The 26144-nt window shown below is 44.9% G+C and carries 30 protein-coding genes; 22 read left to right on the top strand and 8 right to left on the bottom strand.

What is annotated here, in order from left to right:
- Positions 1–73: 73 nt before the first annotated feature.
- Positions 74–970 (top strand): non-homologous end joining protein Ku, encoded by an 897-nt coding sequence (gene ku / locus DNHGIG_RS20520; protein ID WP_282201524.1) that lies wholly within the window; start codon positions 74–76, stop codon positions 968–970.
- A 191-nt stretch (positions 971–1161) separates the two neighbouring features.
- On the opposite strand, the gene DNHGIG_RS20515 is transcribed toward ku, so the two are convergent.
- The 5 genes from DNHGIG_RS20515 to DNHGIG_RS20495 all read right to left on the bottom strand — a co-directional run bounded on the left by DNHGIG_RS20515 (position 1162) and on the right by DNHGIG_RS20495 (position 5606).
- Positions 1162–1431: a DUF2538 family protein gene (locus DNHGIG_RS20515; protein WP_282201523.1), complete on the bottom strand. Its 270-nt coding sequence runs from the start codon at positions 1429–1431 to the stop codon at positions 1162–1164.
- A 420-nt stretch (positions 1432–1851) separates the two neighbouring features.
- Entirely contained in the window at positions 1852–2100 is a 249-nt protein-coding gene (gene hfq, locus DNHGIG_RS20510; protein WP_282201522.1) for an RNA chaperone Hfq, read from the bottom strand.
- A 56-nt stretch (positions 2101–2156) separates the two neighbouring features.
- Positions 2157–2948 carry a DNA-3-methyladenine glycosylase family protein gene (locus DNHGIG_RS20505; RefSeq protein ID WP_282201521.1) on the bottom strand — a complete coding sequence of 264 codons (792 nt, stop codon included), beginning with the start codon at positions 2946–2948 and terminating at the stop codon, positions 2157–2159.
- Between the two features lie 648 nt (positions 2949–3596).
- Complete coding sequence (locus DNHGIG_RS20500; protein WP_282201520.1) at positions 3597–4415, bottom strand: tyrosine-type recombinase/integrase; 819 nt, start codon at positions 4413–4415, stop codon at positions 3597–3599.
- A gap of 726 nt (positions 4416–5141) precedes the next feature.
- Positions 5142–5606, bottom strand: a complete 465-nt coding sequence (locus DNHGIG_RS20495; RefSeq protein WP_282201519.1) for a hypothetical protein — start codon at positions 5604–5606, stop codon at positions 5142–5144.
- A 959-nt stretch (positions 5607–6565) separates the two neighbouring features.
- Between DNHGIG_RS20495 and DNHGIG_RS20490 the strand changes: the two genes are divergently transcribed.
- Entirely contained in the window at positions 6566–6718 is a 153-nt protein-coding gene (locus DNHGIG_RS20490) for a hypothetical protein (RefSeq protein ID WP_282201518.1), read from the top strand.
- A 23-nt stretch (positions 6719–6741) separates the two neighbouring features.
- Here the strand turns inward: DNHGIG_RS20490 and DNHGIG_RS20485 are convergent, their stop codons facing one another.
- From DNHGIG_RS20485 to DNHGIG_RS20475, 3 genes are all read right to left on the bottom strand, one after another.
- Complete coding sequence (locus DNHGIG_RS20485; RefSeq protein WP_282201517.1) at positions 6742–7101, bottom strand: YolD-like family protein; 360 nt, start codon at positions 7099–7101, stop codon at positions 6742–6744.
- A gap of 105 nt (positions 7102–7206) precedes the next feature.
- Positions 7207–8436: a DNA polymerase IV gene (locus DNHGIG_RS20480; protein WP_282201516.1), complete on the bottom strand. Its 1230-nt coding sequence runs from the start codon at positions 8434–8436 to the stop codon at positions 7207–7209.
- A gap of 175 nt (positions 8437–8611) precedes the next feature.
- Complete coding sequence (locus DNHGIG_RS20475) at positions 8612–8923, bottom strand: helix-turn-helix domain-containing protein (protein WP_282201515.1); 312 nt, start codon at positions 8921–8923, stop codon at positions 8612–8614.
- 137 nt (positions 8924–9060) lie between these two features.
- Between DNHGIG_RS20475 and DNHGIG_RS20470 the strand changes: the two genes are divergently transcribed.
- The 20 genes from DNHGIG_RS20470 to DNHGIG_RS20375 all read left to right on the top strand — a co-directional run bounded on the left by DNHGIG_RS20470 (position 9061) and on the right by DNHGIG_RS20375 (position 26049).
- Positions 9061–9255 (top strand): helix-turn-helix transcriptional regulator, encoded by a 195-nt coding sequence (locus DNHGIG_RS20470; protein ID WP_282201514.1) that lies wholly within the window; start codon positions 9061–9063, stop codon positions 9253–9255.
- 12 nt (positions 9256–9267) lie between these two features.
- Positions 9268–9639 carry a hypothetical protein gene (locus tag DNHGIG_RS20465; protein WP_282201513.1) on the top strand — a complete coding sequence of 124 codons (372 nt, stop codon included), beginning with the start codon at positions 9268–9270 and terminating at the stop codon, positions 9637–9639.
- Between the two features lie 148 nt (positions 9640–9787).
- Positions 9788–10348, top strand: coding sequence for a hypothetical protein (locus tag DNHGIG_RS20460; protein ID WP_282201512.1), 561 nt, complete (start codon positions 9788–9790; stop codon positions 10346–10348).
- A 339-nt stretch (positions 10349–10687) separates the two neighbouring features.
- Positions 10688–10891: a hypothetical protein gene (locus DNHGIG_RS20455; RefSeq protein WP_282201511.1), complete on the top strand. Its 204-nt coding sequence runs from the start codon at positions 10688–10690 to the stop codon at positions 10889–10891.
- Positions 10851–11276 carry a hypothetical protein gene (locus tag DNHGIG_RS20450; RefSeq protein ID WP_282201510.1) on the top strand — a complete coding sequence of 142 codons (426 nt, stop codon included), beginning with the start codon at positions 10851–10853 and terminating at the stop codon, positions 11274–11276. The genes DNHGIG_RS20455 and DNHGIG_RS20450 overlap by 41 nt, the downstream gene beginning before the upstream one ends.
- 6 nt (positions 11277–11282) lie before the next feature.
- Positions 11283–11603, top strand: a complete 321-nt coding sequence (locus tag DNHGIG_RS20445) for a PrgI family mobile element protein (RefSeq protein WP_282201509.1) — start codon at positions 11283–11285, stop codon at positions 11601–11603.
- Positions 11600–12331, top strand: a complete 732-nt coding sequence (locus DNHGIG_RS20440; RefSeq protein ID WP_282201508.1) for a TraC-like domain-containing protein — start codon at positions 11600–11602, stop codon at positions 12329–12331. Before DNHGIG_RS20445 ends, DNHGIG_RS20440 begins: the two co-directional genes overlap by 4 nt.
- Positions 12318–14279, top strand: coding sequence for a VirB4 family type IV secretion system protein (locus tag DNHGIG_RS20435; protein WP_282201507.1), 1962 nt, complete (start codon positions 12318–12320; stop codon positions 14277–14279). Before DNHGIG_RS20440 ends, DNHGIG_RS20435 begins: the two co-directional genes overlap by 14 nt.
- Positions 14260–16356 carry a hypothetical protein gene (locus DNHGIG_RS20430; protein WP_282201506.1) on the top strand — a complete coding sequence of 699 codons (2097 nt, stop codon included), beginning with the start codon at positions 14260–14262 and terminating at the stop codon, positions 16354–16356. Before DNHGIG_RS20435 ends, DNHGIG_RS20430 begins: the two co-directional genes overlap by 20 nt.
- Positions 16357–16362: 6 nt before the next feature.
- Complete coding sequence (locus tag DNHGIG_RS20425) at positions 16363–17958, top strand: peptidoglycan DD-metalloendopeptidase family protein (protein WP_282201505.1); 1596 nt, start codon at positions 16363–16365, stop codon at positions 17956–17958.
- Positions 17959–17968: 10 nt separating this feature from the next.
- Positions 17969–18298: a hypothetical protein gene (locus DNHGIG_RS20420; RefSeq protein ID WP_282201504.1), complete on the top strand. Its 330-nt coding sequence runs from the start codon at positions 17969–17971 to the stop codon at positions 18296–18298.
- Between the two features lie 19 nt (positions 18299–18317).
- The gene (locus DNHGIG_RS20415; RefSeq protein WP_282201503.1) at positions 18318–19568 is read left to right on the top strand and encodes a P-loop NTPase family protein; all 1251 of its coding nucleotides are present in this window, start codon (positions 18318–18320) and stop codon (positions 19566–19568) included.
- A gap of 13 nt (positions 19569–19581) precedes the next feature.
- Positions 19582–21204 (top strand): nucleotide-binding protein, encoded by a 1623-nt coding sequence (locus DNHGIG_RS20410; RefSeq protein ID WP_282201502.1) that lies wholly within the window; start codon positions 19582–19584, stop codon positions 21202–21204.
- Positions 21205–21216: 12 nt separating this feature from the next.
- Complete coding sequence (gene cpaB, locus DNHGIG_RS20405) at positions 21217–21843, top strand: Flp pilus assembly protein CpaB (protein ID WP_282201501.1); 627 nt, start codon at positions 21217–21219, stop codon at positions 21841–21843.
- Entirely contained in the window at positions 21840–23207 is a 1368-nt protein-coding gene (locus tag DNHGIG_RS20400; protein ID WP_282201500.1) for a TadA family conjugal transfer-associated ATPase, read from the top strand. The genes cpaB and DNHGIG_RS20400 overlap by 4 nt, the downstream gene beginning before the upstream one ends.
- Entirely contained in the window at positions 23204–24085 is an 882-nt protein-coding gene (locus DNHGIG_RS20395) for a type II secretion system F family protein (RefSeq protein ID WP_282201499.1), read from the top strand. The genes DNHGIG_RS20400 and DNHGIG_RS20395 overlap by 4 nt, the downstream gene beginning before the upstream one ends.
- Positions 24078–24497 carry a hypothetical protein gene (locus tag DNHGIG_RS20390; RefSeq protein WP_282201498.1) on the top strand — a complete coding sequence of 140 codons (420 nt, stop codon included), beginning with the start codon at positions 24078–24080 and terminating at the stop codon, positions 24495–24497. Before DNHGIG_RS20395 ends, DNHGIG_RS20390 begins: the two co-directional genes overlap by 8 nt.
- Positions 24498–24501: 4 nt before the next feature.
- A complete protein-coding gene (locus DNHGIG_RS20385) occupies positions 24502–25374 on the top strand; it encodes a type II secretion system F family protein (RefSeq protein ID WP_282201497.1) in 873 nt (290 codons plus the stop codon).
- Between the two features lie 23 nt (positions 25375–25397).
- The gene (locus tag DNHGIG_RS20380; protein WP_282201496.1) at positions 25398–25637 is read left to right on the top strand and encodes a hypothetical protein; all 240 of its coding nucleotides are present in this window, start codon (positions 25398–25400) and stop codon (positions 25635–25637) included.
- A gap of 10 nt (positions 25638–25647) precedes the next feature.
- Complete coding sequence (locus tag DNHGIG_RS20375; RefSeq protein ID WP_282201495.1) at positions 25648–26049, top strand: hypothetical protein; 402 nt, start codon at positions 25648–25650, stop codon at positions 26047–26049.
- Positions 26050–26144: the final 95 nt, after the last annotated feature.

The raw sequence follows: 26144 nt of genomic DNA, 5'->3' as shown, positions 1-26144 counted from the left end.
GGACTTTAAACCATTCCCATGTTTTTATGCTTCGTTTTTTGGGAATTTTATGGATAAGAAATGGGGGATGGTTATGCGATCGATGTGGAAAGGAAGTATTAGTTTTGGGCTCGTCAATATCCCTGTGAGTTTGTACAAAGCCACGGAAGATCACTTCACAAGTTTCCGCAGTCTACATGAAGAGTGCCGAAGTCCGATCCAATATAAGAAATGGTGTCCCGTATGTAACCGCGAAATCTCAAACAATGAAATCATCCGTGGATACGAATATGCACCGGGAAACTACGTCGTTCTTACGGACGATGATTTGGAAAAATTGCCTTTACCGACCTTGCGGACGATCGAGATCCTGCATTTCACCAATAAAGATGACATTGATCCGATCTACTTCGAAAAAGCGTACTATATCGGGCCTGGCGAGTTTGGGGCGAAGCCATACAAACTCCTTCATGATGCGATGGATGCCACGGGAAAGATAGCAGTCGTGAAGGTAGCATTCCGTACAAGTGAACATTTGGCAGTGATTCGACTCCACAACCGGGGCCTTGTGTTGAATATGATTCATTATCCGGACGAAGTAAGGAAGGAAGAAGGAGTACCGGGGATCACGGAGATCGATCATATAGCGGTCAATGAAGATGAACTTGAGATGGCCAAAACGTTGATTGAGCAGATTAGTGAGGCCTTTCGTAATGACTACAAAAGTAACTATGAGGAAGCTCTTAAGCAGCTGATTCAAGCCAAAATACAGAACATCGAGATCGAGGAACCGGCTGCTCCCCGTGCGAATAACGTTGTTGACCTCATGGAATCGTTAAAAATGAGTATTGAACGAATGAAATCACAATCTGATACGCCAGAAACAGTGAATGAAGCAACGGGGACTGATTTAGGAACGGCTATTGAACCGTCTCACACTGTATCAGAAAAACCAAGACGCAGACGGAAGAAAAGCAATGAGGAATCTTAAACTATTTCACCTGAATGGATTATTCCAGGATGCAGGGCGGGAATTCCCGCCCTAGCGTATATTAATTACATTTCGATTCCTTCTCAATTCGAGTGCCTGCAAAAAGACTTTATAGTGTTCCTCGCCCCAGGTAGCAAGACCATCTGCTAACGAAAACTGTTGGTTTCCATTCCATAAATTCAATGCTGCTTCTACCAGGCGATGAGTTCCGTTAATGGAGCGACCTTACCGCTCGTCTCTCCTTTATTACTTCGCTGGATAAAATCATCCGGATCATGAAGATAGTCGAAATACCAGTCGAATGGCCCATGCTCTTGTTTGGAGAGATCAAAACATTTAAATATTTCTGGGTGTGCGGCTATATAACATGCAGAAAGATACTCCGGATTTCTTTCTGATCCAGGCCACTTTGCTAGACACCTATCAAAATTTCGTTCATGTTCCTCGTTCACGAAAAACATCCCATCGCCTCCTCTAATAGTAATCATTCTGGTCAATTTTTTATTGTTTCATCCTCACTTGTTTTCATGCTTTTTAATCCTAAGTAAATTCCGAACAATACTCCCGATCCTAATACGATTTTCAACCCGAAATCGTAAACATCATTAGGTAGCCATTTGAAAGTTAGTCTATATAAGAGGCCCAAAACACATGAAATGAAAAGCATACACAAAACAATAGATAGGAAAGATTTGAAAAGAAAATCAAAGTGAAATCCAAATGGTATAACCTGCATTGATTCACCTCTTATTTATTTTTTATGATTCTGAGAGTTCGCCATAATGAAAACAGAGGGGGAGAACCCCCTCTGTTCAGCGTGAGGGCCATGAGAGTATCTGTGGTACTTTTTCACGCGCTAAAAGGTACCACTGCCTCTATTTTTATCCGAGCTGTATTGTCGAGATGGCATGTTTATAAAGAAGTTGTTGTTTTCCCATTTCGTTTATCAATAAGATCGTGAAATTATCGAACATCTCTATCGTACCTATCATTTGAAAGCCGTTTATCATGAAAATTTTGACCTTCTTTTTTGAAGTACGAAGATCGTTCAGAATTTTATCTTGCACGTTGATCTGTTGCTGCTTTGTTCCTTTTTTAGATGTTTCTTTTTCAACGGTTTGGTTCGCCATGATTTCCCCTCCATTATCTCCAATATAAGCGAAATGGAGGGGAAAGGGAAGGAAAATCATGCGCTAGGATATTTATCATTCCATAACGTCCTCCATAGATAAAAGGTAGCATAAGCTTTCCAGTGACCCCAATTCTTAGACCATTCCTCAACCTCCTGAAGGCTTGGTTTGTGTTCAAGTTGAAGAACATGCTTTAAGGCATTGTGTAAACCAACGTCTGTAATCGGAAACGCATCTGGATGTCGTAAACACCTCATGATGACGTAGTTGGCTGTCCATCGCCCGATCCCCCGGATCGCCATTAAATGCTTTTCAATGTCGGCTAAATCTGTATATTGATGCAAGATATCTTTAGACAATTTTCCTTCTTGCATAAGCTGAGCAACACCAAGAATATACTCTGCTTTATTCTGTGTAAATTTGAGAGGGAGTAAGTCTTGTACGCTTACTTTGACAATAGTTTGAAAAGTGGGAAACACCCAATAATTTTGTCCTTCCCAGAATACATACTCTCCAAAAGCTTCAACAAATCTTTTTTTTAATAAATAGGCGACATGAAGGCTGACCTGTTGTCCCATAATAGCCCAACAGAGGGCCTCAAACAAATCCAGCACACCAACAATGCGAAGCCCCTTATAACAATGGACAACGTTTTGTAGAATCGGATCTTCATCAGCCAATTGATAAAACGGCTCAAGATTTCTACCGAGATCGAGCCAGTTCATGATATAAAAAGCGGTTGCTTTACGAGTTTCTTCATCAGGCGTACCCATAGGAAATGACACAACAAGTTGATTCCTTTCTCTTTGAATCTGGAAGAGGACCGGTTTTTGAATCAACTTGATCACTTTGGTAATCGTCTTATGATCCCTATTCACAACATGTAAAATTTCATTGGGATTTCGATTCAGATAAAGAAGACACTCCTCATAATTGAAATCATCGGATAGGATAGAGACTCTCTTACCGTCATCCTTCCAGATCATTTATTCATACCTCCTCATATCAAAAAAAGGACACTAAAGCGTGTCCGTGGGCTCCTTTGGCATGCGAATTTTGGGGCTCAGATATTATTGCAGTGGATAGGTATCTAATTTCACAAACCTGAATCCTCTTTTTTTAGTTCAGGGACAACTGCCATGATTCCCTCGGCGGTGTCTTTCTCCTGATGGTTCATATGACATATAATGATAGATCCCGAAGTTGCGGTCAAGCAGGTGGCTTTGATTTGTGCAGTAGTGAAAGTGGCTCCGGCGTCTCCGATGGGCATAAGAAGGTAGTCGGCCGTTATTGGCGGTTCGTCTGCTTTCTTGTTAGCAGGCCAAACCGCTAATGGTAGAAGTCAGCCCCCGAAATCCCTTAAGAAGCTAATTGCCTCTTATGGGATTTTTTCATTAAGTCAGCGAGAAAAAGACCTTCTATTTTCGCTTCTGAGCGTTTTTTTGAAAGGGGAAGGGGTAACACATAGGGGAGATTTTCATTTGTTTAAGATGCTGTCAGTCTTTATAAATCGACTCCACCGCCTGAATCTTATCCTCTTCATTCGGGCGACTGTACCTCAAAATCATATCCGCAGAACTGTGTCCGCTTAACGACTGAATCACCGCAATGTCCTGATTGTCCCGTACCAACCCCGTGATAAAGGTATGGCGTAACTGGTGCGCATGAAACCCGTATTGCTCGATAATTCGCTGCACGGATCGTACGCTAATCCGTTCCATGCGATTGCTGAGAAACAGGGCAGGGTGGTTGTCGGAACGTTCCTCCAGATACTTGGTGAGTGCTCGGCGTACTTCGGCGTTCAAAGGAATGATCCGCTCCTTATTGCCTTTCCCAACGACCCGCATTTCGCCTTTTCGTTCGCTGATCTCAATATCCTCCCGGTTGAGCGCTACCAATTCGGAGACACGAAGCCCGGTCATCAAAAGGGTGGTGACAATCGCAATGTCTCGCTTGTTGCCGGTACGGTCCACCTCGCGCAGCAGGCGGTTGCGTTCCAGGCGGTCGAGGGCCTTGGGTGCCAATTGCTTGTAGTCAACAGGTTTCACCACAGAGATGTCCTCAATCGCTTCCTTTTTACCGGCCCACTTGCAATACTTCTTGATCGCGTTCCAGATCTTGTTGATCGTGGCCGCGCTTTTTCGTTTGCTCGTCAGGTAGTCGATGTATTGCTGGACATCACTCCTAGCGAATGACGTGAGATCGGCCCCGGTTCCTTGCAGCCACTCTTCAAATTGCTTCAGGGCGTGTGCGTAGGTACGGATCGTCGTCTCGGATTTTCCGCGTAAGGCTTCCTCGATAAACTTCTGAATCAAAGTTCCCCATATCTCCTTTCATATGTACATACCCGGGTCATTCTCTCCGATAAAAACCCCTTAAATAATTCTACGCCATAATTTTTGCCCGTTATTTTGGTGTTTACCAAATCCTGTTAACGTAGTGTCGGGGGGTTTCGGTTTTGGTCTATTTTCATCATAACATAGAATTGTCATTCTATGTTATAATTCTACGACGATACAACCCAGAAGTTTTTTGGAATCATTATAATTTTCGTTTACCTAATTATTATTGTTTTTAGTATATAATGCATTTCTATATTCAGGGAATTTTCGGTAGATGATGCTCTCCTAGAATGATTTCCGCCAACTTCATTCTAACCGAGAGTTTTTGACTATGGCTCTCTTATTTTTAAGAGAGTCCATTTTTACACATAATATCGGACTCAACTAGTCTGCGATCCGTCAGTATAAATGATCCAATTGACATATAATTATAACTTTTACTACTATTAGGTTATTTTAGAAAGTAATGAAGCCGGTAATCCCTAGAGTAGGAAAAACTGGCTTTTAGTTGGTATGAAGCGACGAGTTGGTAAATTGAGGTAGTACATGCTATGTCATAATCTAGGAAAAAGAGTTTAGTACACAAAGGTGCAGCTAAAAAACTCTTGTTAATGGGACCCTTAAGTAACAAAAAATAGGGTTACAATCGGAAGATAAAATGACCGAAATTGTAACCCTATATTTTATGCCTTTTTAAGACTATTGTTTAACCGAAATCCCCAATACTTTTACAGCTTGATTAAGGCTGTCACGACTCGTTTTAATCGCACTTATTGTTTTGTTTTTATCTTGGCTATGAAGGGCTTCTTCTAATGAGTCAAACTTATCATGTATGTCATCGTATACGGTTGCATTTTTCTCTTTTACCGCAGGAAGAATGGCTGAGTGAAATTCTTCGTGGAGCTGTTCGAATAGTTTTTCGGCACTTTGGAAATCACCTTTATTCACATCGGTTTCGATTTTTGCAAGACCGTTAAATTCATCTTGGATGGCTTTTTCTTTTTGAGTATTCGTCGGTGCATTTGATTGATCTGAGTGATCATGTGTTGCCCCTGCTTCATGGGAATGATCTTGTGTTGGTTGTTGTGACGTACTGCATCCTGTTTGCCCCAAACCAAATAATAGGACTAATGAGATTGTTATCAAATTCTTAGCTTTCATCATTGATCATTTCTCCTTGTTTTTCGTTTTATTACTATGGGTGTGATGCTCTTTCCTTTGAACCATATCCATAACCCCGTCACACTTAAAACAATCATACAAATCGATCCTAAATCAGTAAGCCATACAATAGAGATGTTCCCCACAGTCCCAGAATGAAGTCCAAAAATAAATTTCTGCAACCTCATTTCGGTATCTGAACTATAACCGATTAATGATCTATGGTTCAACAATAATCCTGTTATCGCCATCATTAAAACGAGGACAGAACCAATAATTCCCGCTATACGATGGATTATTCTTATAACATGGTACATAACGAACTCCCAAAAACATAATTATTCAATTTTTTACTATTATTTACAGCGCGTATGATGTTCATTTACCTTCTCATGATTTTCTTGCTTTTGTTCTTGATTTGTTTGAAATTGAGAAACCATATGCCTTTCGTCATCCCCTTTCTTCTACCATTAAATGTAGTCAGATATGTAATCAATAACATGACCCGATAGGGCTATTATTTTGACTGAAATATGAACTATAAAAAGTACGTAGAAATAATTATTCTGTCAAATACGGCCACACCTGTATTTGGATCGGCATCCCAGGCCACATCCGGTGTACCCCGCTATTGACCAACTACTCTGCTCTAATTACGAAAGTTATTTTGAATTATTATAATTTTCTCGTGTATATCTTTATTATTTTGGTATATGATGGTATTATTTATAATAGGAACTTTTTGGTGAAAATTGCTTAGTGTATGTCGATACGGAAAGAAAAAGTCGAGTTTCTTCCTTATTATATATAGTAAACACGATAGGAGGATTGATGAATGCCCGGACAAATAATCAATGTTTTGTTATCTCTTGGAGTTGTTATTGTGCTTGGGAAAAGTATCGATTGGATGTTGAGAAGAATCTTGTCTCCAATTTCATAAATGAACTATTGAAGGTGGAAATATGGATGAGAAACGAATCGAACGTATTGAAGATCAGATGAGCCAGTTAAACCGGATGATGGCGAGTATCCATCGGGAGCTGGTTGAGATCAAATTGAACATGAATCAGAAACTCGATCAAATACTTGAAAAGTTGGACGATAACCATAAATAAAGATGCCACTTTTCCTCGTGGCATCATTGAAACGCATCTTCAATATCAATGATGACGTCAAGCTTGATCCTTATAGTCCGTTCCCCTAGCATACTGAGTCCTACAAGCATCCGAGTAGATACGTCGATTTTCTTAGGAAGGACATGCACCCGTTCAATTCCTTCCGGATGAAATACGTGAATGGTGATAAGTTTCTCATCCTGCAGGGCTTCCGATAATTTTCGGCTCATCTCTTCTAATTTATCGGGATCGAGGGTCGGCTTTTTCAACAAACGCTGCTTTCGCTCATACTCTGTGATCGCCGCCCGATGCTCCGGCAAAATCATGCGAGAACCTTCCCAAAGTTTATTTCCGCGTTCCGCAAGTGACGCCCGACGAGCCACAAAGATCACCTCTTGTCTGTGTTAATGAAGATTGATACCATGTTTTTGCTGCTGATATACAACCCCTTTGGAAAAGACATGACGCGGGTTTGCGCTCATGTCTTTTTACGCATAGTGCCCACCGATTTTCGAAGCTCTTTCAGGAAGAATGCCGGCTTTAGTGAGAGAAGCGCAACGCATCAGAGCAGTAGAACCGTACTTGGCACGGATTCTATCCATTGTGTATCCTAGCGCCCGCTTTCTGACCTTATCGTTGAAGAGATCTAGCTGCATTTCAGTATCATCCGCTAAGTTGGTTACCCCCATTCCAACGGCACGAACGGACGAACCATACCAAAATTTCCGAAACACATGGAGAACCCCTCTGTAAATGTCCATTGTTATGTTCGTATGGGTAGGCAAAGAAAAGGAACGGGCGAACCCGTGGATCATATCCGCGTCCCGCACGTAGACGTTCACCGTCTTTCCTGCTTTTTTCATCGCCCTCATTCGTCTACAGACTTCCTCAGTCAGCTCCAAGAGTACAATCTCGATTTCGCGTTGATCCTCATAATCTCGCGCTAGGGTAATGGAGTGTCCCACGCCTTTCATCGCATTTTGAAAGGTCGTTGGCGTCACAGGAGAGTAGTCGATCCCGTTTGCGGACAAGTGATACACTTCACCCATGAGGCCCCACCGCTTGACCAGGTGACGCTTTGGATACTTGGCGAGATCACCAATCGTCAAAATTCCCATACGAGAAAAATTGTGTTCCATACGGCTGCCGACGCCAAAAAGATCGCGAATCGGCAAAGGCCACATTTTCGTCGGAATGTCATCGGGCGTCCATTCAGCAATCCCTTCCGGAGCTTTCTTCGCTTCTACGTCTGCGCAAACTTTGGCGACGAGTTTATTCGGGCCGATCCCGATGCTACAACGTATACCTACCGTATCCATGACCGCCTGACGAAATTGCCGAGCCACTTCCCAGGCGTCACCCCAAAGTCGTTCTGTTCCCGTGGGATCAATAAAGAGCTCGTCGATTGAGTAGACCTCCACGAGATCCGTAAACTGTTGGGCGATAGACATGATATGAACCGAAACATCGATGTAGAGCTGCATATGCGGACGCACAACAATAGCCTGTGGGCATCGTCCAAGCGCTTCTGCAAGAACCATAGCTGTCTTTACCCCGTAGGCCTTCGCTTCTTTTGAAACCGCGAGCACAATTCCATTTCTCGTTTCAGGGTTACCGGCTACGATCACCGGTTTTCCCCGCAGACTTGGGTCACGGGCTTGTTCGACACTGGCATAGAAGGAATTCATATCGCAAAGAAGAATGCGCCTGTTCTTCATTATGATTCCCCTCTCAAAAAGCGAACATGTATTCTTATTATTACGCGAACACACGTTCTGTACAAGGGGTAAAATTTGTCTTATTATAATTCCAAAAGGGAAACATTTTGCTTCACGCGGGGGTTTTCGTATTTTATCTTAAAAAAACAAAAGGAGCTACCAAGGTGGTAACCCCTTATTTTGAATCAGTCATACTTTTAATGAATTGTGCAAGTAAAGAAAGTTGTTCCGGTGACAATTTTTTAACGGCCAACAAAAGGTCCTCAAGTTCTTCAGAAATATTCTCAAGATCGAAGCAAAAAAATCCACTCAAGGTGACTTCAAGGGATGAACATAAAGTAATGAGTGTGGATAAAGAAGGTGTTAGATGATTATTCTCAATTCGAGAGATCGTTCCACGCTCGACACCACTGAGATCCGCTAATTCGGATTGAGACAATCCTTTTTTTTCACGTAGTTCCTTTAAACGTGCTCCAATGTCAAACATAAGACACCCACTATTTAAAAATTGCTGGACTACACTCATTGTAACAACTGAAAATATCATATATTGTGTTAATATAGACATTTTTTGTTGACATGTAGCGTAATACGCTACTAAAATGGAAATATGGAGGAAATACCTTGTATTGGGAAAACATTCGACGCTTGAGGCAGAAATTGAATCTATCACAAAGTGAATTGGCAGAACGTGTAGGAGTTCATCGTACGACGATCAATCGAATTGAGAAAAGAGCATTACAACCTTCGTTGGATCTCTTGGAGAGAATTGCGAATGTCTTAAAAGTTCCCCTAGCGGAACTATTACGAGAGGAATAGGGGTGATGAATCGTGGTTCAATTATCAATTCTTGACGATATGGTTCAAACACCTTTTACCCTGAAAAGCAATGATAGCAGACGAATAGTCCGTAGAAAGAAACTAAAATCCGCACGACTGGATCATCAATTAACGTTCGATGAATTAGACTGGGTGGTGATATATCCGGTTCCTAAAACCAACAAACAGTTATTGCAAGAAGCACGTGAAAATTTAATTAAAATGTTAAATCAGTGTGACCTTTGCCCCTTCCGTAAAACACAAAATGATGTTCGAGCGGAAGAATGTTGGTCATGCACTCATCGTCTCAAAATGGAGGAAGTAGCCAAAAATGTGGAGTTTTTAATGTCGAAAATCAGAAAAGAACGTCGAAAAATGGCGTAATCTATCGAAAAACCGAAGAATTGTGTAAAAAATAAAGAATTTCGACATGGACGTTCACATATTTACCGATAAATGCTAAAATCAAGATAATAAATTTTAACAATGACTTTTGTACTACCTATAAAAGAGAGGAGGAACTACGAATTATATGATTTTAGATCTTGTTGAAATATCCGAGGAGGCACGGAGAAAAACCGTTAAAGTTTTGTATCGCTACTGTGATATTAAACTAAGCCTAGAGGTATTAGGCAACAAATATCCAACGCTTGTTCCTCGGTATTATGACAGGGAAGTGGGAAATAGAGACTTGCCAATTTTGCGTGAGCTTACAGCCATCTTAGAAGAATGCAAAATTGAAGAAGGAAAAGGTGAAGAATATCTCCATAAAATATATGAAGCGATGAAAATTTATCGTCCGGAGATTTTAAAATACCAATCCACTACTGAAAGCTCGGCCTTACAAAATGTAGACGAGGAAACCGTGAGAACAATTGAGGAGAGAGTGGAGTGGATTCGTACTTTAGAAAAGATTCTTGAACATTTAAGTGAAGAAAAATATTTCATCATAAAATACCGTTATCTAGAACCACCTGGCAAGAGAAAAACTTTAGATGAAATAGCTAAGATCAAGAATATGGGGAAAAACAAGGTTACAAGACTAAAAAAAGAAGCGCTAGATAGCATAGCTATCGCGCTTGGAATAAACTAAACCCAAGTAAATTATATAACAATGTAGCGTAATACACTACTCATATATCCTTAATTTGTATAAAAAGTTGTCTGTTAAAGACAACTTTTTTTATGTCTTATTTTTATTATAGATTCACACAAGGGAATTTTATGGGGAATTAATAGGGAATTTTATGGGGAATTAATAGGGAAAAAATCGGGATTGACTTGGTGATGAAAATCTATTAATATGATATTGTGGCAATAGTAGGCGAGTTACATAAGGATATAAAAGCGATCTGCATATGCAGGTCGCTTTTTTGTTTATCGCCGGAAAGGGGGGATAAGAGTAAAAAATTGAAATGAAAGGAGGGATTGCGTGTTATTTACGATTCCAGAAAAAGTTCGTATCGGTCTCGTAGTATCGAGGGATCTACGAGAAATCTTAGACTTTGTTGCCAAAGAAAAAGGGATGAATCGTTCGAAATACTTGCGCGTACTCATTTACGAGCAGCTAGCAAAAGAAGGGAGGCAAATAAACGATGAAATGGAAACAGGCGTTAGCAGCATTGGCTGTGTCTAGCATCGCTTTTGTCCCTGTGGCTGTTAAACCGGTTCCTGTACAAGCAGCCACACAGGTTATGGAGCTGGCGGAAGGCGGAACAGCGAATATTCCCGGAATGCCTTCTCCAGACTTTAATAGCGGGAGTGCAGGTTTTCAGCAAGATAAGAAAGCCGGTGATTATTTAAAAGACAAAACCATGCTCCTATTATCGATCATTTTTGGATTTGCTACGGTGGTGGTGATCATCCTTGGAGTCATTAAAGGAATGAAACTTTCAAGCTCGAATGCAAGAAATCGTTCGGATGCGATCCACGATCTCATGTGGTGGGCGCTAGGAGCAGGAGTTTGTTTTGCTGCCGCCTTAATTACCGGTATGGTATATGTCTTCTCGACTGGATCTTGATGTCCTATGAGAGTCCATTCGGTACCGGTACAGTTAAATGAAGATGAGAAGATTATCGGCGGGCGGCTGACTTTACGCCAAATTGGTTTTTTGGCGAGTGGAATCCTGGTATCTTGTTTCCTGCTCTTTTTAATAAAGTGGATACACTGGACGATTATCATCACCGTAATTTCCATACTTCTCTATCAAACGCTCAAGTTCACCTTCTTTAAGAAATTCGGTTGGGATTATTACATCTACTGGATCAAACTTCGCCGTTGTAAAAAGCGGAGAAGTGAATGGATCTTTCGGAAGGGTAGCCCGACCATGAAGGGGGTGAGTGATTGATTGCGTTTGTTCTCATCATGCTCCTGATCGCTGGTATTGCGTTCGGAGCTATTTTTTATTTCTTCCGTTGGTTAAAAAAGCAAAATCCGACGAAAGGTGCGGTTGAGCCATCCGATGAACTGCCTACGGTACAATCCTACTTCGGCATCAAGGGAATTGACCGGGGGATCATGATCCTTCAAGGCGGGAGGTATCGGGTATTTATCGAAGGAAATTCCTTGAACATCCCGCTCATGTCGGAAGAGGAGCAAATGGCTTTGGAGAGCCGTTTTGCTTCTCTCCTAGCGCGAATCAATTTCCCGATTCAGATTTATAACCAAAACCGTCCGCTAGACATGGAAGAAGTCATGGCGTCCTTGTCGGATCAGTATGACCATGCCCCAGACAATCTTCGTGAGTATGCGGAGTACCTGAAAGAATATCTGGCAAACCTCACGGAAGTCCAGCCGATCTGGGTGCGTCGCAAATTGATTGTGATTACACTGGATGACCCAGACGCAAATATGGATGAAGTTATCAAGGTTTTGGATGGACGAGCCCGTCTCATTCTTTCAGAACTTGAAGCCTGCGGGATTCAAGCCCGTTGCTTGAACACGGAAGAAATTGCACAGGTATGGTACACGTTCTTAAATAAAGATCGCGTACTGACACAACCGTTTCGCAATATCGTTGAAGCCGGACATACGACCTCGCATGTAGGGGGTGATTTGCTCATTGAAACGGCTTAACTTAAATGCTCTTTTCAAGAGAAAGAGAAATAAAACGGATCGTGGAAATGAGCCTGCTGTTACCAATCGGCCGTCCCTCTTGTCAGGCATCTCGGATACGGTGGATGTCATCAGTCCGGACGGATTGTTCTTTCCCGATTGGAGAGAACTCTTGGAGAAGAAACGCGGGTATATCCAAACCAACGGGCGTCGATACACACGGATCTATCAAATCCTGCAACATCCGTCGCAAGTGTACATGGGATACCTTAACGACCTGTATTCGATTGGAGATGTAGATGTTTCCATCCATGTGTTTCCCGGCGATCCGGATGAGGATGTGCAAGAGCTCACGGACTTGCTCATCAAGCTGGAAACCACGTTGTACGCGGCGGACGGAAGGCAAACCTCCAAAGATGCGCTGATCGAAAAGTCACTGATGGATACGCGGGATTTACGGGACAACATCTCTCTGAACCGTGACCGCATGTTTTATGTCTCCACCTTTATTTCCGTTTCCGCTCTAACCTTGGAGGAATTGGATCGAAAATCTGAGGAATTGGAACGCTTAGCCGGACGAAAGATGATGAGGATCGGGGAGACCTTCTTAGAAGAAGACCTCGGACTGATCGCCGCTTCCCCGTCAGGAGTCAATCCGATTGTCGAGAATCATTCCAACTTTAATCTGGCGGCGGGAACCGCGTTGTTCCCATTCGATAGTCCGGAACTCACCCATCCCAACGGAACATTCCTTGGGCGTAACTGGCATACGGGCGCACCTGTTTTCTTCAATAACTTTATTGGAGGAAATGAGCTTCCAGCGATTCACATGAACGTATTCGGGCGCACCCGTTCCGGAAAATCCACGTTTGTCAAACTCTTGATTTCCCGCGACGCCTGCCGGGGAATCATCACCTGGGTGTTTGATCCGGATGGAGAATACGGGGATGTGATGGATCGGATCGGCGGCAAAGAGATCAAGCTCATGCCGGGAAAATTCTGCGGGTTCAATTTCTGCGATGTGGAAACGGATGAGGTCGAACAAATCAATCATCTACTGTCCAAAATCGAAGAAGTCAAAAGCGTTCTCTTATATATGATGGAACAGGACGGTCGTTTTCCACTGACACCGGAAGAAGAATCGCTATTGCATCAAGCCATTCAAGAGGAGTACGAAGAGAAGGAAATTACGGATGACCCCGATTCGCTTTGGGAAGAAGACCCGCGTGTGGGCGCGGTAGGGCTGCGGAAAAAAGAAATGCCGACCATCTCATCCATTCACCAGCGATTACAATCGTATGGGAAAGGTGCAAACCGGATGGTCACCCGCTTGATTCCTTACCTTCGTGGATCGGCCATGGGGATCTTCGATGGACAAACGGATGTCTCCTTGGATCAATTTCCAGCGGTCAGTTTCAACCTCAAGGCACTCGATACGTTGCAAAAACTCCGACCGTTGGCGATGCACATTTTGCAAAACTACACCTGGGAGAACTTCGTCAAACGCCGTTTGCACCTCAAAAAACGGGTGGTCTTTGATGAAGCCTGGCTGTTTACGAAAATTCCGCAGTCCCTGAATTTCTTTGAACAACTGGCACGGCGGGCCGCCAAGCGAAACACTACGTTGACTCTGGCGACCCAAAACATTCGGGAATTTACGCGAAGCGACGAAGGAAAAGTCGTCTTAGCACAGGCTGGGGTAACATTGTTGTTCCAACAGCAAAGGAGCGATTTGCGGGCCATTCAAGAACTGTGGGAACTGCCAGACGGACAGGTGGAATTTATTCGTCGCCTCAATGTCGGGGACGCATTGATGCGAATGGGCGAGCAAGCCACTGCTATTCACGTAGAACCGACCCCCTATGAAGAAGAATTTGTGTTTACCACGGCCGGAGAATGGGGGGTAGCGCCGAAAACTCAAACCGCTACCGCCGACGAGGTGAATGAATTTGCAGAAACGACCGTTTAAAACGCTTCGTCGGATTGGAGCATGGACGCTATCCATTGTGATCTCCACGTCTTTGTATTATGGTGTGGCCGCTCTTTCCGCGAAGGCGAACAGCGGATTAAATGATTCCTACACCCAGCAAGATGCGGGAAGTGCTTTGAAAAATGCGGTCGATAACTCAGAAATCGGTCAGATGGTGAAGCAACAGCAAGAGCAACAAGACAACTCGGCTGTGAGCAATTCAAATTCAAGCGATTCTTCTTCAACTTCTTCATCATCAGACACGGGTTCGGACGACCGAAAAAACAAAGAGCGTGAGGATTCGAGCTTCACCGGTCGCATGATCGGTGATTTTTTTGACGAGATGGGGACAACTCTGGCGAAAGCAGGATTTACCACGATTGATAAGCTCGTTTTTGGCCTTGATCCGGCATCCATTGCTGTTTTCGCTCAGCAAGGAAATGCCAACGAATTCGATGCGATCAGCCCGATTTATTACGGCTTTTTTGCCCTCTCCTGGGTGTTGTTGATCGGCGTGGTGATCAAAAACGGGCTTCACATCGCTAGGGGAAAGAATAATCCTCGTGTTCGGGCAAGGATCGGGGATTATATGATCGACCTTGGAGTCGGCGTTCTCCTCATCTGTTTTTCATGGTTCATCGTCTATTACTTGGCGGATTGGAACTCGATTCTGATGCGTTTTGTGGCACCCAATTTCTCGTCGAAGTCGGAACTGTCATCCCTTGAAGTCTATACGGGAAATTACGCGACCAGTGCGTTTGTTCGATTGGTGCTGATCGGGATGTCGATCTTTATCAACATCCTCTATGTGTGTCGGAAATTTATGTTGATCGGCTCTGTCATGATTGGTCCCTTTGTGGGACTCGGATGGGCGTCCGGGAATAAAAGACCGTTTGGCATCTGGCTGAGTGAAACGATCACGAATGCTTTTCTGCCTTTTTCGCATGCCTTGGTCTTTAGCATGTACTTTCGGCTATTGGATTGGTCGAATAAACACAATGCCGGCCTCATGAACAAGTGGTGGGTCGCCCCGGTCGTCATGTTTTTCCTGATCCCCGTATCCGCGTATTTCCGGCAGTTCTTCACCGCGCTGATCTACGGACTGATGGGACAAAACGAATCGTATGCCGCGAAAACCGACATGATGGGGATCACAGGCATCAGAGGGATGGCGAATCTCGTAGGATCGACCTTGGGGAGCTTTGCAGGAACGAGTCTCGCTATGAAATCTCAGGGGTCAAAAACGCAAACCACTTCCAAGCAGACAAGTGGAGGAGTAGGTTCTTCTTCTGTTTTGACAAACGTAGGAGCGCCGTCGATGGGGACATCCGCCACGCAAAATACGGGACTCGGGCAACCTTCGCCAACCGCTTTATCCACGCTTAGCGCTACCAACCCCACTTCTTCCGGCATGAGCGGAGGAGTCGTGGGAAGTGCTTCGATGGATGGTAGTCCTGGTGCAGGAAATACCCCGTATTATTCGTCTCCTAGCGCCATGAACGGACAAGAGAAAGGTACCGTTATCGGACAAGCAACCGGGCAAGAAGGGGCAAGAAACACACCGCCTGGTATTCACCGGATGAATCAACGGATCGCACAAGGCCACAGGATCGGCTCAAAAGTTTTGGGCGCAACCGGGAAAGTGCTTGGCGGAGCGACAGGACTGGCGATGGATGTGGCAGCAACGGCAGTCACCGGACGTCCGACGAACTTTCGCGGGGCACTTGCCAATGCCGGTTCAGCCATGGGTCAGCGTGTGGGAGCAACCGTTGGCGGTATAGGTGGAGCGGGAGTCGGGATTCGTCAAAGTATTCGTGAGCAAAAACGAATGGCTCAAGAGCAAGGAATGCGACTCACGAATCGCCAGGCATTTCACCAAGCGATGGGCTTCCAACAACCGCATTCCGGTTCGGTTCAATTGGACATGGCTCGTTCTCGTGCCGCAAGAAATCAATTTATCGGTACGATGGCCGGTTCCGCATTCAGCCCGAATGTTTCCGCGAAACTGGGTAACTACATGGCGGAACGTACGATGCGAAGAAGCCTGGAACGGTTGAGTATCGTGAAAATGAGATGATAAACGATGGATGGTAGATGGTTGTACAATCAGGCATCAGCACTCAAGAAAGCGGGTCAACGCCTGATCCGTAAGATACTCGTATGGATACTGGCTACCTTTGGTCCGATATTACTTCTATTTATCATGGTCTCCATCATCTTTGGAACCTTCTTCGGGGGAATCTCCACGGGAGATTATGATGCGGACAGCTCCTACAACGCCCAGGATGAAAATTACGCCAAACCGTATAAAGAGGAAACGGACAAGGTAAACCCCCCCATTATTAGCTTTAATGAGTTGGAACGTTCCTATCTCCTTCAATGGGGGCTTGTTTATGGAATAGATACAACGGGGGTAAACCGAAATCTTGAATTGAAAATCCGTAAAAGCCACGCAAAAAACATTGCGGAGGATCTAGCACCACACTTTAGTTATGAGGATGACACAAAAACCGTTACGATTTCATGTCCCGATGGAACGAGCACGGAAGTCATTCCGATTAAGAAGCTCATGAAAGTAGATACCTATGATGGAATTACGACGTTTCGGTACGATGAACGAGAAAAGGTGACCTTTAAGTCTGGAGAATGTACCGTGACCATTGATCAACCGAAGTTGACCGGAATGAATTACAAGCAAGACTTTACACGGTTGGATAAAGCGATTAAGGAGTATACAAACCGAAAAGAAGTCACGGAAGATGACCGCTCCTGGGTGCTGCAATTTGCCAAAGGATTAGACGAAAAACAAGAAAATCTGGACTGGCTATTGGAAAAACGTCTATTTACCCCTTATCTTACCGGGTACATTGGAGAAGTCCCGACTTACTTGATCCCGATCTTCCAATCGGCGGCGAAAAAATACAACGTTCCTTTTGAACTGCTTATGGCGATCGCCAAGCAAGAAAGTACCTTTAACCCGGAAGCCGTCGGTCCTCCATTCCAAGAAAATGGCCAGATCATCCGTTGCTTGGGGCTGATGCAAATTCACCCAAACACATGGGCGAAATTCAAAGTCGATGGTGATGGAGATGGACAAATAAACATCTTTGATGCTGCCGACAACGCTTTTACTGGAGCCCATTATTTAAGGTATCTCATTGATGAATATCACGGAGATCTTCATAAGGTACTGTATCAGTATTCCGGTGGATCAGAAACTTACGTGAACAATGTATTGGGGATGGCAGATACCTTCAAAAAGTTGCTTTCTGCTCCTGCAAGTTCCAGCGGTTATCTCTGGCCTGTACAAGGGACATCGGTGCATGACATCACGCAGTATTTTGGAGAAAACGGGCATCGGGGATTGGATATTGGGGCACCGGAAGGAACACCTATACTGGCTCCGGTCTCGGGTGTGATTAAAACGATCTGGACGGCCGCGCAAGACGTAAACGGAGGCAACTCCATTGTACTGCACGGGGTGGACGGGAACGACTGGTACTTTGCTCATCTAAGTGCTCACAAAGTCCATGTAGGCGAAATCGTCGGGCAGGGGATGATCATCGGGCTTGTCGGACAAACCGGACATGCGACAGGGCCGCATCTCCATTTGGAATTTTGGGCGAACGGAAACATCAATGACCGACGAGATCCGTTGCCTGTATTGTTAGGAAAATGAGGAGGGTGACATGAATCCAACAAATCTACCTGCGGTGAATCCGGAAGATGTGTTGAAAGCCGCAAACCACGGAAACATCCCTTCGATTTCGACCGTCGTGAATCACTGGATTCACGGGGGAATCAGCGGTTACGAATTAGTGATCTCCATCATCGTGGTTCTCGCGGTTTTTGTGTGTTTTTTCGGTATTATCCTCGTATTGTTTGGCCTCGTTGCCAACGATTCGAAAATCAAACGATGGGGATGGGGAAACATTGCCGGTGCGTTTCTCATGACGGGATTTTCGGTCATGGTACCCATTATCGTGGAATGGATACGAGGGCACGTAATGCCACACTAAATCATGAGGGGGGAATGCTTTGAAGACTGTTTTGGTTGCCAATAAGGAAAAATCCCTGAATAAGGCGCTGCAAGAAGTATGCAACGTGATCAAAGTCGTGCCTTATTCGGACGGGATTCTGCCTGTAGTATTGGAGACAAAGCCGCAAGTTGTGGTTTTGTCTCCTTTTTTGCCCGGCAAATTGGGACCGGAGCAGGTCATTTTTGACCTCACAACCCTGGATGAACCGCCCCAGATTATCCTTCTGGCGGGTAATCTGGACAAAAACGATCCACTCATTCAAGAAGCGATCAGCAGTCAAATTTTTGATATTGTCTTTAACCCGCCGAAAGAAAAAGATCTTTTAGAGGATATGGTTAGGGAAATCGTGGATCGCATTGAACATCCACGGAACCGGAAGCGAATTTTGGAGGAACTCGGTATTCATTCTCGTAAACAGGTGCCTGTCACGAAGATCGAAACGATCATGGAACGGGCACAAGAAAGCCAAGAGGTTGAAAGTCCTGCTCCTATCCAGTCCGCGGCAGAAGAGGATGAAATCGATGAACCAGACGGACCGTCCATATGGACACCTTCATTGCCGCGCACACATAAGCCGTATATCGTGGCGGTTTTATCGCCAACCTCTTGCGGTTCAACGTTCATTGCACAAAATGTAGCGGCAACGCTTGCATTAGAGGATTATCATACCGCACTGATTGATCTGAGTGAAAACCGAGCCCTGCATCTTTGGTTTGGAAGAGAAGTGAGCAATCAATCGTTTTTTGACCTGATGGAGCACGGAGAAATCAATGGTTCCGAGACAACGGTACAAGGTCTCGAAGCATTTACCTCTCCTTATTCGGAAGAAGATCGAATTCGACTGTATGGGGACGTGGGATGGATGGATACGGTAGAACAACTGCCCTACGAGGCGGTTGTCTTGGATTTTTCCACTGCATCGAATTGGAGAAAAGACCTTTTATCCAATATGTTGGAACGGTGCGATGAGGTCTTGATCGTAGCCGATATGGATCACGCGAGGATGCTTCAGTCGCGCGTGATGTGGGCGTTTCTCTCTACGAGACAAATTCCGATGCGTCTATTCATGAATAAGTGGATGCCTGATTATCTGCCGTGTGATGAATCGGAATTGGCCCCTATCCCGGCCTCTCATCATGTGCCGTTTCTTCCGGATGTGTATCGCTCTATTGCCTATGCGATTCCGTTGGCGGCACTTTTGCCTTCCACAAAATCCTATTTCATGTTGAAAGACCTACAGCGGGTATAAAGGGGGATGAAACGTGAAGGTTTTGCTCTTTGACATTAACACCACACGCTTGCAGACCACCTATCAAGCGCTAGGGGAACGATATGAGGTTACGGCCATTCAAACCGAGCAAGAACTGCTCGAACAAATACCGAATCACCAAATCGTGATCCTTCCAGAAGAAATCAACCTCGATTTTGTCGCGGAAAAAATTCGTCGATTTCCCGCGACTTTCTTTTTTATCGTCATGATGAAAAAGAAAGTCGAATTGGTGCGAAATTTCATGGCGGTAGGAGTCAAGGAGTGTTTCAAATTTCCGCTGACCTTGGATGCGTTTGAAAGAGCCATTCAAGCATACGGACTTTCAGAGATCATCGCATTCAGACAGGAAGTCGCTCCGGCTGCCGTAGCGCAGGTACAGGAACCCCAACTAACGGAGCCGATCTTGGAAGAACCCCAAAGGGAAGAAATTGCGGAACCCCAACCGGAACGCAAAGTGAAGATCCGCAGAAGTTTATCGGCAATACAAAAGCAGGAGCCACAAAAGGAAACAAAACCGGTGCCGCAGATAGAAACAAAGCCTTTACAACAGGTCGTAGAAACACAAGTATCAGCTTCCCATCCAAGAATCACACAACCGCAATCCAGGCCGCAAACCAAAATGCCGTGGGATGCGGAGGGGAAAACTGACTATTCGGCCCCCAGGATGCAACCGATTGTGCGTCAGGAAAGCGCTGAGGAGGACCGGCAGAAAAAGCGATCGCTTTTGCCGTTTAAAAAGAAAGCGTCGGTGCCTTCTTATTTGGACGAGGACACTCCGTATCCGGCGTTCGAAAACCGGATGACACAAAGCTATTTTGCGCCGTCTATGCAACAGATTCTGGCGATTACCAGCGCGCGCGGGGGCGTAGGAAAGACTACGATCACATACAATCTGGCTGTCCTAGCGAAACAACAATTGGGGCTGCGTACCGTCGTGATCGATGCGGATCATCGTGGGAATCTTTCGCCCGTAAGTAACACGCGGGTCAAGTACAGTGCCGATCACTGGCAAGATCTCGATGAAGAGGAGGTAGCGGAGTCCACCGTTTTCAATTTGCTCAATCAAACGAAAGAAGGGGTCTACATCGTTCCGGCAGGTCGGAGCATTCACGGGATTTCTGGAGAAACCATGCGAAAGATTCTATCGATTCTCAAACGATACTTCCAACTCATCCTGATTGATTGCCAACCGTTCCTCTCAACGGGAACTGTCGAAGCCTATCAGCATGCGAGCAAAGTGGTCGTGGTCACAACGGATGACATCACCACGTTTCCGTCTACCATCGAACTCATTCATCAGTTGAGAGATCAAGATGGAATCGGCATTCATCCTGGGAAAATCAAATTGGTTATGAACCAAGTGGGCAAGGACTTCAAAAAAGAAGAAGAGGATATCCTCGTGGCAAAGACGAGTTACCCGGTATCCGCGAAACTCCCGTATACACCGGAGATTAAGAAACGGTTGAAAAGCGGGCAACCCATTGCATTAAACCAGAAATCGTCGTTTACAAAGAAACTGCAAGCGATGTTGGGAAACGTCATGGAAACTGAACTGGATTTCTCCCTCTTCCGCAAGGAAACGGGATTTTTCCAACGTCTGTTCAAACGAGCGTAGGGGGGAAATTGAGTGAAGATCAAAAAGTCCACGATCTTTTATCTCGCAGCGGTCGGTACAGGGTTAGCGGCGGCCTTTATGAGTGTTTCTTTTGTCTCGTCAGCTAAGCAAGAGACGAAAGTCGTCATGACCAAGACCAATATTCCCGCATACACCAAGATCACAGCAAATGATGTAGAACTGGTTTCCATATCTAAGAAAGATGTTCAATCGGATACCTTTACGAAATTGGAGGATGTGGTAGGGAAATACACATCGATGGCTCTGCAATCCGGTACGCAAATGAGACAGGGAGAAATCGTTACCGGCGTGGATCGCCCGGCCGGACTCCTGGCATCCCGTCAAGATCCGAGTCTGGTCATGATCGCCGTACCCCTTCAGAAAAACGATCTGGGGAACGGCATTCAGCCAGGGGATCACGTGAACCTGGTGGGGCTCATCAAGAAACAGCAGGATGTGGAGATCACGGAAGTGAAAGACCGTCCGGTTGTAAAAGTGGAAGAAGGTGATAAGAACAGTAACCAAGGGCCGAATCTCTGGATTTTGGTACCCGAAGAACAATCCAATTCCCTTCAAAAAGCCATTGTGAACGGCGTGGTTCGTGTGGAACTGCTTTCGAAAGGAGATGGGAGTAAATGAACAAACTGCTTCAGGAGTTAGCCAAACGGGAGCAGGATAATGTCATTAAAACATCAACCCGAAACGCCCAATCGGACAACATCAATAACTATACGAACCGTCTCTTACTCGAATTAGAGCGTAACGTTGAATTATTTGCCCAAAAACTTGCGCGAACGGAAATGTCCTTGCGGTTGTATGACTTACTGCGGAACATCAATGAGATCCCACCGTCCCAACATTCTCAAGTGGTACAAAGAGTGCTGGATCATATCTACGGCTACGGCATTATTCAAAAGTTAATGGATGACCCCGAGGTATCGGACATCCAAATCGCCGGGAACCAGTATATCCGGTATGTAAAAGACGGGGAAAGAAAGATCTTTGATTACACTTTTGAATCGGATGATGACGTAAACCAATGGGTGCAACGGAAACTCAAAGGGACACCGTTCCGGTTTGACCGCTCCAACGCTCGGACGGACGCATTCCTAGCTGATGGTTCCCGTTTACACGTCAAAGGCGAGGTGGTCGGTGTCCAGCGTTTGGACGAAAAGACGGGAAAGGTATTGGTCAAGCCTTGTACGATCGTGACCATCCGGAAATTCTTAGGCTTCTTTACGTTGGAGCAGCTCTGGCAAGAAAAGAAACTCTTTGATGAACGAGCGTATCTTTATCTCTATCTAGCTTCTTTAATTCGATACGGTTTTGTTTTGTCGGGTGGTACAGGTTCGGGAAAAACAACTCTAATGAACGCTCTTATCTCAAAAACACCGGAAGACAAGCAGATTGGAATTCTGGAAGAAGCCCCGGAACTTCAGCCGATTCACCCCTTTGTCATGCGGTATTGGGAACGGCAAGAGAATACCGAAGGAAAGGGACGAATCGGGACAGACATCAACCTGAAGGACGTACTTCGGATGTTCATTGATGACCTGTACGTGGGAGAAGTTCGTGATGCAGTCATGTCGTATCAATTCTTGCAAGCGGCGAATACCGGATCGGGGCGTGTGGGAACCACGCTTCACGCGAAATCAGCATTAGGTGCCGTAAAACGTCTTCATGATCTGGCAAGTGGTTCCCCAGAACGCTTAGGATCAAATGCGATATGGTCCAACATTCGGAATACCATCGATATGGTGATTCAAATTCAACGATTCAAAGGAAAACGAAGGATTACTGAGATCGCGGAAGTTGACCCCGAGAAAGATCAAGGTGAGGTACGACTCATACCCGTGTTTACATTCGAATGGACAGGAGTTGATGAGAAAGGGCTTCCGGATGGCCGCCTGCGCTTTCATGGGCTGACAAAGAACTTCCTACAAGAGTGCGCGAAATGGGGGATCGTGATCCCGAAAGAACTTCGAGAGGCGGATGTGGCATGACGTTCTTTCTCCTATGCTTCCTGTCCGTCTTTTTGTTATTGGTCGCGCGCCGAACGCAAAAGCAAGAAAAGCAGCAAGCCTTGCAGGAGCGAATAGCGGGCGAAACATTGGAAGTTTCTCAAACACGGGAAGTTCGGATTCGGTCTCCCCTGGCTGTGGCTATGGAGCTGGTCAATCAGGCTGGCATGAAAACGAGCCGAACCGAGATGATGATGGTTCTGACCCTAGCGCCGATTCTGGGATTCCTTGTAGGGGTTGTTTACGGATGGGGGTGGGGTGGGAGACTTCTTCTCACATTGATTGGTTTTTTCACTCCTTTTCTCTATCTAAAATGGAGAAAACAACGCTACTACAGTGCGTTTCGGTATGGCCTCTTGGATTTGACAGAGCTAGGAGCTTCTATCTTCCAATCCGTATCGGACGTGGAACTACTGTTTAGGCAGGGGATGAACAGCAAAAACCGGATCATCGCCAACGAATGCGAGCAGATCATCATGCAAGCAGAGACACTAGGAAAAACCTCCTTAGAGATCATGAGGAACCGTGCGGAGCAATCCGGTATCCCTGAGTACAGAACACTTGCCGAAAATACACGCATTGCCATCGAAACTAATTCGAGTTTGGTACAGATTTATCAAGATATGAACACAATCATTCGAAGGTATTTTGGTACAGAAAAAACCATTTTAGCCAAAACCGCAGGTATTCGATGGATTGGGTACGGACTATCCGTTCTACCCATTCCCATCTTCTGGTTTTTCTGGCCGAGCATTGAGCCGGTTTTACACGGAGGGATTCGTATTTACTTTTACTTTACCTGTGCAGTGATCATTTTTGGTGTTTACTACCTCATGAAAGTAGTGAAAGTACGTGTATAAGCGAAAACGACTCAACGGTTACTACGTGCTGGCAAGAGTAGAAAAGCAGATGTTTATCAGCCATCAACCACGATGGCTGTTTTATTTTGCTGACAAAAAGAAGTTCTTTCAAAAACGAAAGGAGGCATATGAGAAACTTGTTAGTTTATTACAGGATCAGGACTTTTGGCGAAAGGAGACGCGAGTGAGAGCGAGGAGTCTCACGATTGACTACTCCTTGGAAACCGTTCATGTGAAACGGGTGCCGCTGAAGTGGTATGACAAGCCCGGTCTTGTCATGCTGTGGTTCTTCAATCTCTATAACTGGCGCCCGAATCGATTACGGAAGCTGATGAAGGTTTTACGAGCCAAGGATGTTTTGCAGATCGATGTCGACCGAAAAACCTTTGTTCAGATTTACGGAAGGGGGTGAGGCGATGGAATACATGATTGGATTCCTGTTTGCCGTGGCTGTTTTCTCCGCTTTCCTGGGGGTCGCTATGAAGAGGGAAGAAAGGCAGCAAGCATTATTGTCTCTGGTGGAAGGGGTTGAGATGGCTAATTCATCAAAGAGTCCTGTATGGGGACAGAAACTGGAGGAACTGCTTGCAAAAGTATTTCCCTCTCAACTCGGGTTAGAGAATCTGGAGAAAAACCTTCGGCAAGCAGGACGTCCGTTCGGATGGGATGCACACGACGTGACAGTAATCCGCATGATTGCGGGAGTAGGGATATTTTCCTTGTCCTTGTTCTCGGACACGTCTTTGGCAGGCCACATTCTAGCTGGATTGCTTTTAGGGGGAATAGGTACCATGTTCCCTTATCTATTGATTTGGACATATAAAACTCAAAGACAAGCGGGTATCCGAAGACAATTTCGCAGTTGGTTATTGACACTAAGTTTGTTAGTCAAAACGGATATCCGATTTGACCAAGCGATTCACGAATCCATCAAGATTACTACGGGAGAGTTTCGCAAAATCCTGGAGCAGTTTGAACGACGTTATGATTTTCGCTCGACATTAGATGAATCCTTTGAGTGGCTTGCGGATGAAACGGGAATTAAGGAAATCGAAAAACTGTATGTCGTCGTTCATCAAACCTTAAAAAATGGATCTAAGATTGAATTTGCTTTGCAAGCCATGCTCGAAGAATTAGACGAAGAACTACAAAACAAGATTGAAAAGTTGATCCAAAAAGTGAATTTAAAAATCCTATTCACGGTTATTTTTCTCATTCTTGGCCCGTCGATATTCTTTGAATTTGTGATCTCTGGGATTAACTTTATGAATTCATTCAAAGCTATTTAAAAACATGAGAGGAGATGGAAACTATGTTCAAAAAAATATGGAAAAAAGGTCAAGAGATGAAACAAAAAGTCATAGAAAAGGTCCAACAAAAGATCTATACAGTGGTTCTAAACGAACAGGGTGCCGTGTCCCCTCTAGTCCTCGTTGTTGGTTTATGCTTTATTATTTTAGGAATCCTGTTAACGATATCTCCAACGTTTCGTTCAGCATTCGTAGGCTTTTTCCAAAGCATCGTGGATAAGGTTGGACAATTGGAGAGTTAAGGGATCGGCCATGCAAGATTTAATTGTTTTTCGATTTCTCATTCCATTCTTTTTAGTGCTCTTCCTTGCCATCCCGGTGATCTCATCGGCTACCGATGCACGAGATGTGGTTCAATTAGCAGCACGAGAAGCAGCAAGGAAGGCAGCTGTTACCAATGATTATCAGGCAGTCGAACAAAGAGCACTTAACGTGATTCAGGGGAGCGGGAAACCCATCGAATACGCTGGAGTCACTCTGTTTGATCCCAGCACGGACGTGACGATCAATTTCTATGCAGGGGATGAAGTGGCGGTTACGGTTCATTACCGTCACTATTTATTTTCCCCGCTCATGCTTACGCTGATTGGAGGGAAGCCGCTTGGCCCGACAATCGACTTGCAATCGACCGCGTATTTTGAAAGAGAGTGGTAGGCGTTTGAAACGGTTATGGAGAGACGAGCGGGGGTTTTGGTCGCTTCCGCTCGGAGTCTTCTTTCTCATTCTCTCAATCCCGTTTCTTTTGTTTC

This window comes from Collibacillus ludicampi (assembly GCF_023705585.1).
Taxonomy (GTDB): domain Bacteria; phylum Bacillota; class Bacilli; order Tumebacillales; family BOQE01; genus Collibacillus; species Collibacillus ludicampi.
Note: the sequence above shows the minus strand (reverse complement) of the source record. Positions and strands in the feature narration are given on the sequence as shown.

Excerpts from the sequence above, each read along its gene's own strand:
- DNHGIG_RS20475 (WP_282201515.1), bottom strand. The coding sequence starts at position 8,923 with ATGTTTGACATTGGAGCACGTTTAAAGGAACTACGTGAAAAAAAAGGA.
- DNHGIG_RS20385 (WP_282201497.1), top strand. The coding sequence starts at position 24,502 with ATGGAATACATGATTGGATTCCTGTTTGCCGTGGCTGTTTTCTCCGCT.
- DNHGIG_RS20375 (WP_282201495.1), top strand. The coding sequence starts at position 25,648 with ATGCAAGATTTAATTGTTTTTCGATTTCTCATTCCATTCTTTTTAGTG.
- hfq (WP_282201522.1), bottom strand. The coding sequence starts at position 2,100 with ATGGCGAACCAAACCGTTGAAAAAGAAACATCTAAAAAAGGAACAAAG.
- DNHGIG_RS20495 (WP_282201519.1), bottom strand. The coding sequence starts at position 5,606 with ATGATGAAAGCTAAGAATTTGATAACAATCTCATTAGTCCTATTATTT.
- DNHGIG_RS20395 (WP_282201499.1), top strand. The coding sequence starts at position 23,204 with ATGACGTTCTTTCTCCTATGCTTCCTGTCCGTCTTTTTGTTATTGGTC.
- DNHGIG_RS20400 (WP_282201500.1), top strand. The coding sequence starts at position 21,840 with ATGAACAAACTGCTTCAGGAGTTAGCCAAACGGGAGCAGGATAATGTC.
- DNHGIG_RS20425 (WP_282201505.1), top strand. The coding sequence starts at position 16,363 with ATGGATGGTAGATGGTTGTACAATCAGGCATCAGCACTCAAGAAAGCG.
- DNHGIG_RS20460 (WP_282201512.1), top strand. The coding sequence starts at position 9,788 with ATGATTTTAGATCTTGTTGAAATATCCGAGGAGGCACGGAGAAAAACC.
- DNHGIG_RS20450 (WP_282201510.1), top strand. The coding sequence starts at position 10,851 with ATGAAATGGAAACAGGCGTTAGCAGCATTGGCTGTGTCTAGCATCGCT.
- DNHGIG_RS20515 (WP_282201523.1), bottom strand. The coding sequence starts at position 1,431 with ATGTTTTTCGTGAACGAGGAACATGAACGAAATTTTGATAGGTGTCTA.
- DNHGIG_RS20480 (WP_282201516.1), bottom strand. The coding sequence starts at position 8,436 with ATGAAGAACAGGCGCATTCTTCTTTGCGATATGAATTCCTTCTATGCC.
- DNHGIG_RS20380 (WP_282201496.1), top strand. The coding sequence starts at position 25,398 with ATGTTCAAAAAAATATGGAAAAAAGGTCAAGAGATGAAACAAAAAGTC.
- DNHGIG_RS20445 (WP_282201509.1), top strand. The coding sequence starts at position 11,283 with ATGAGAGTCCATTCGGTACCGGTACAGTTAAATGAAGATGAGAAGATT.
- ku (WP_282201524.1), top strand. The coding sequence starts at position 74 with ATGCGATCGATGTGGAAAGGAAGTATTAGTTTTGGGCTCGTCAATATC.
- DNHGIG_RS20490 (WP_282201518.1), top strand. The coding sequence starts at position 6,566 with ATGGATGAGAAACGAATCGAACGTATTGAAGATCAGATGAGCCAGTTA.
- DNHGIG_RS20420 (WP_282201504.1), top strand. The coding sequence starts at position 17,969 with ATGAATCCAACAAATCTACCTGCGGTGAATCCGGAAGATGTGTTGAAA.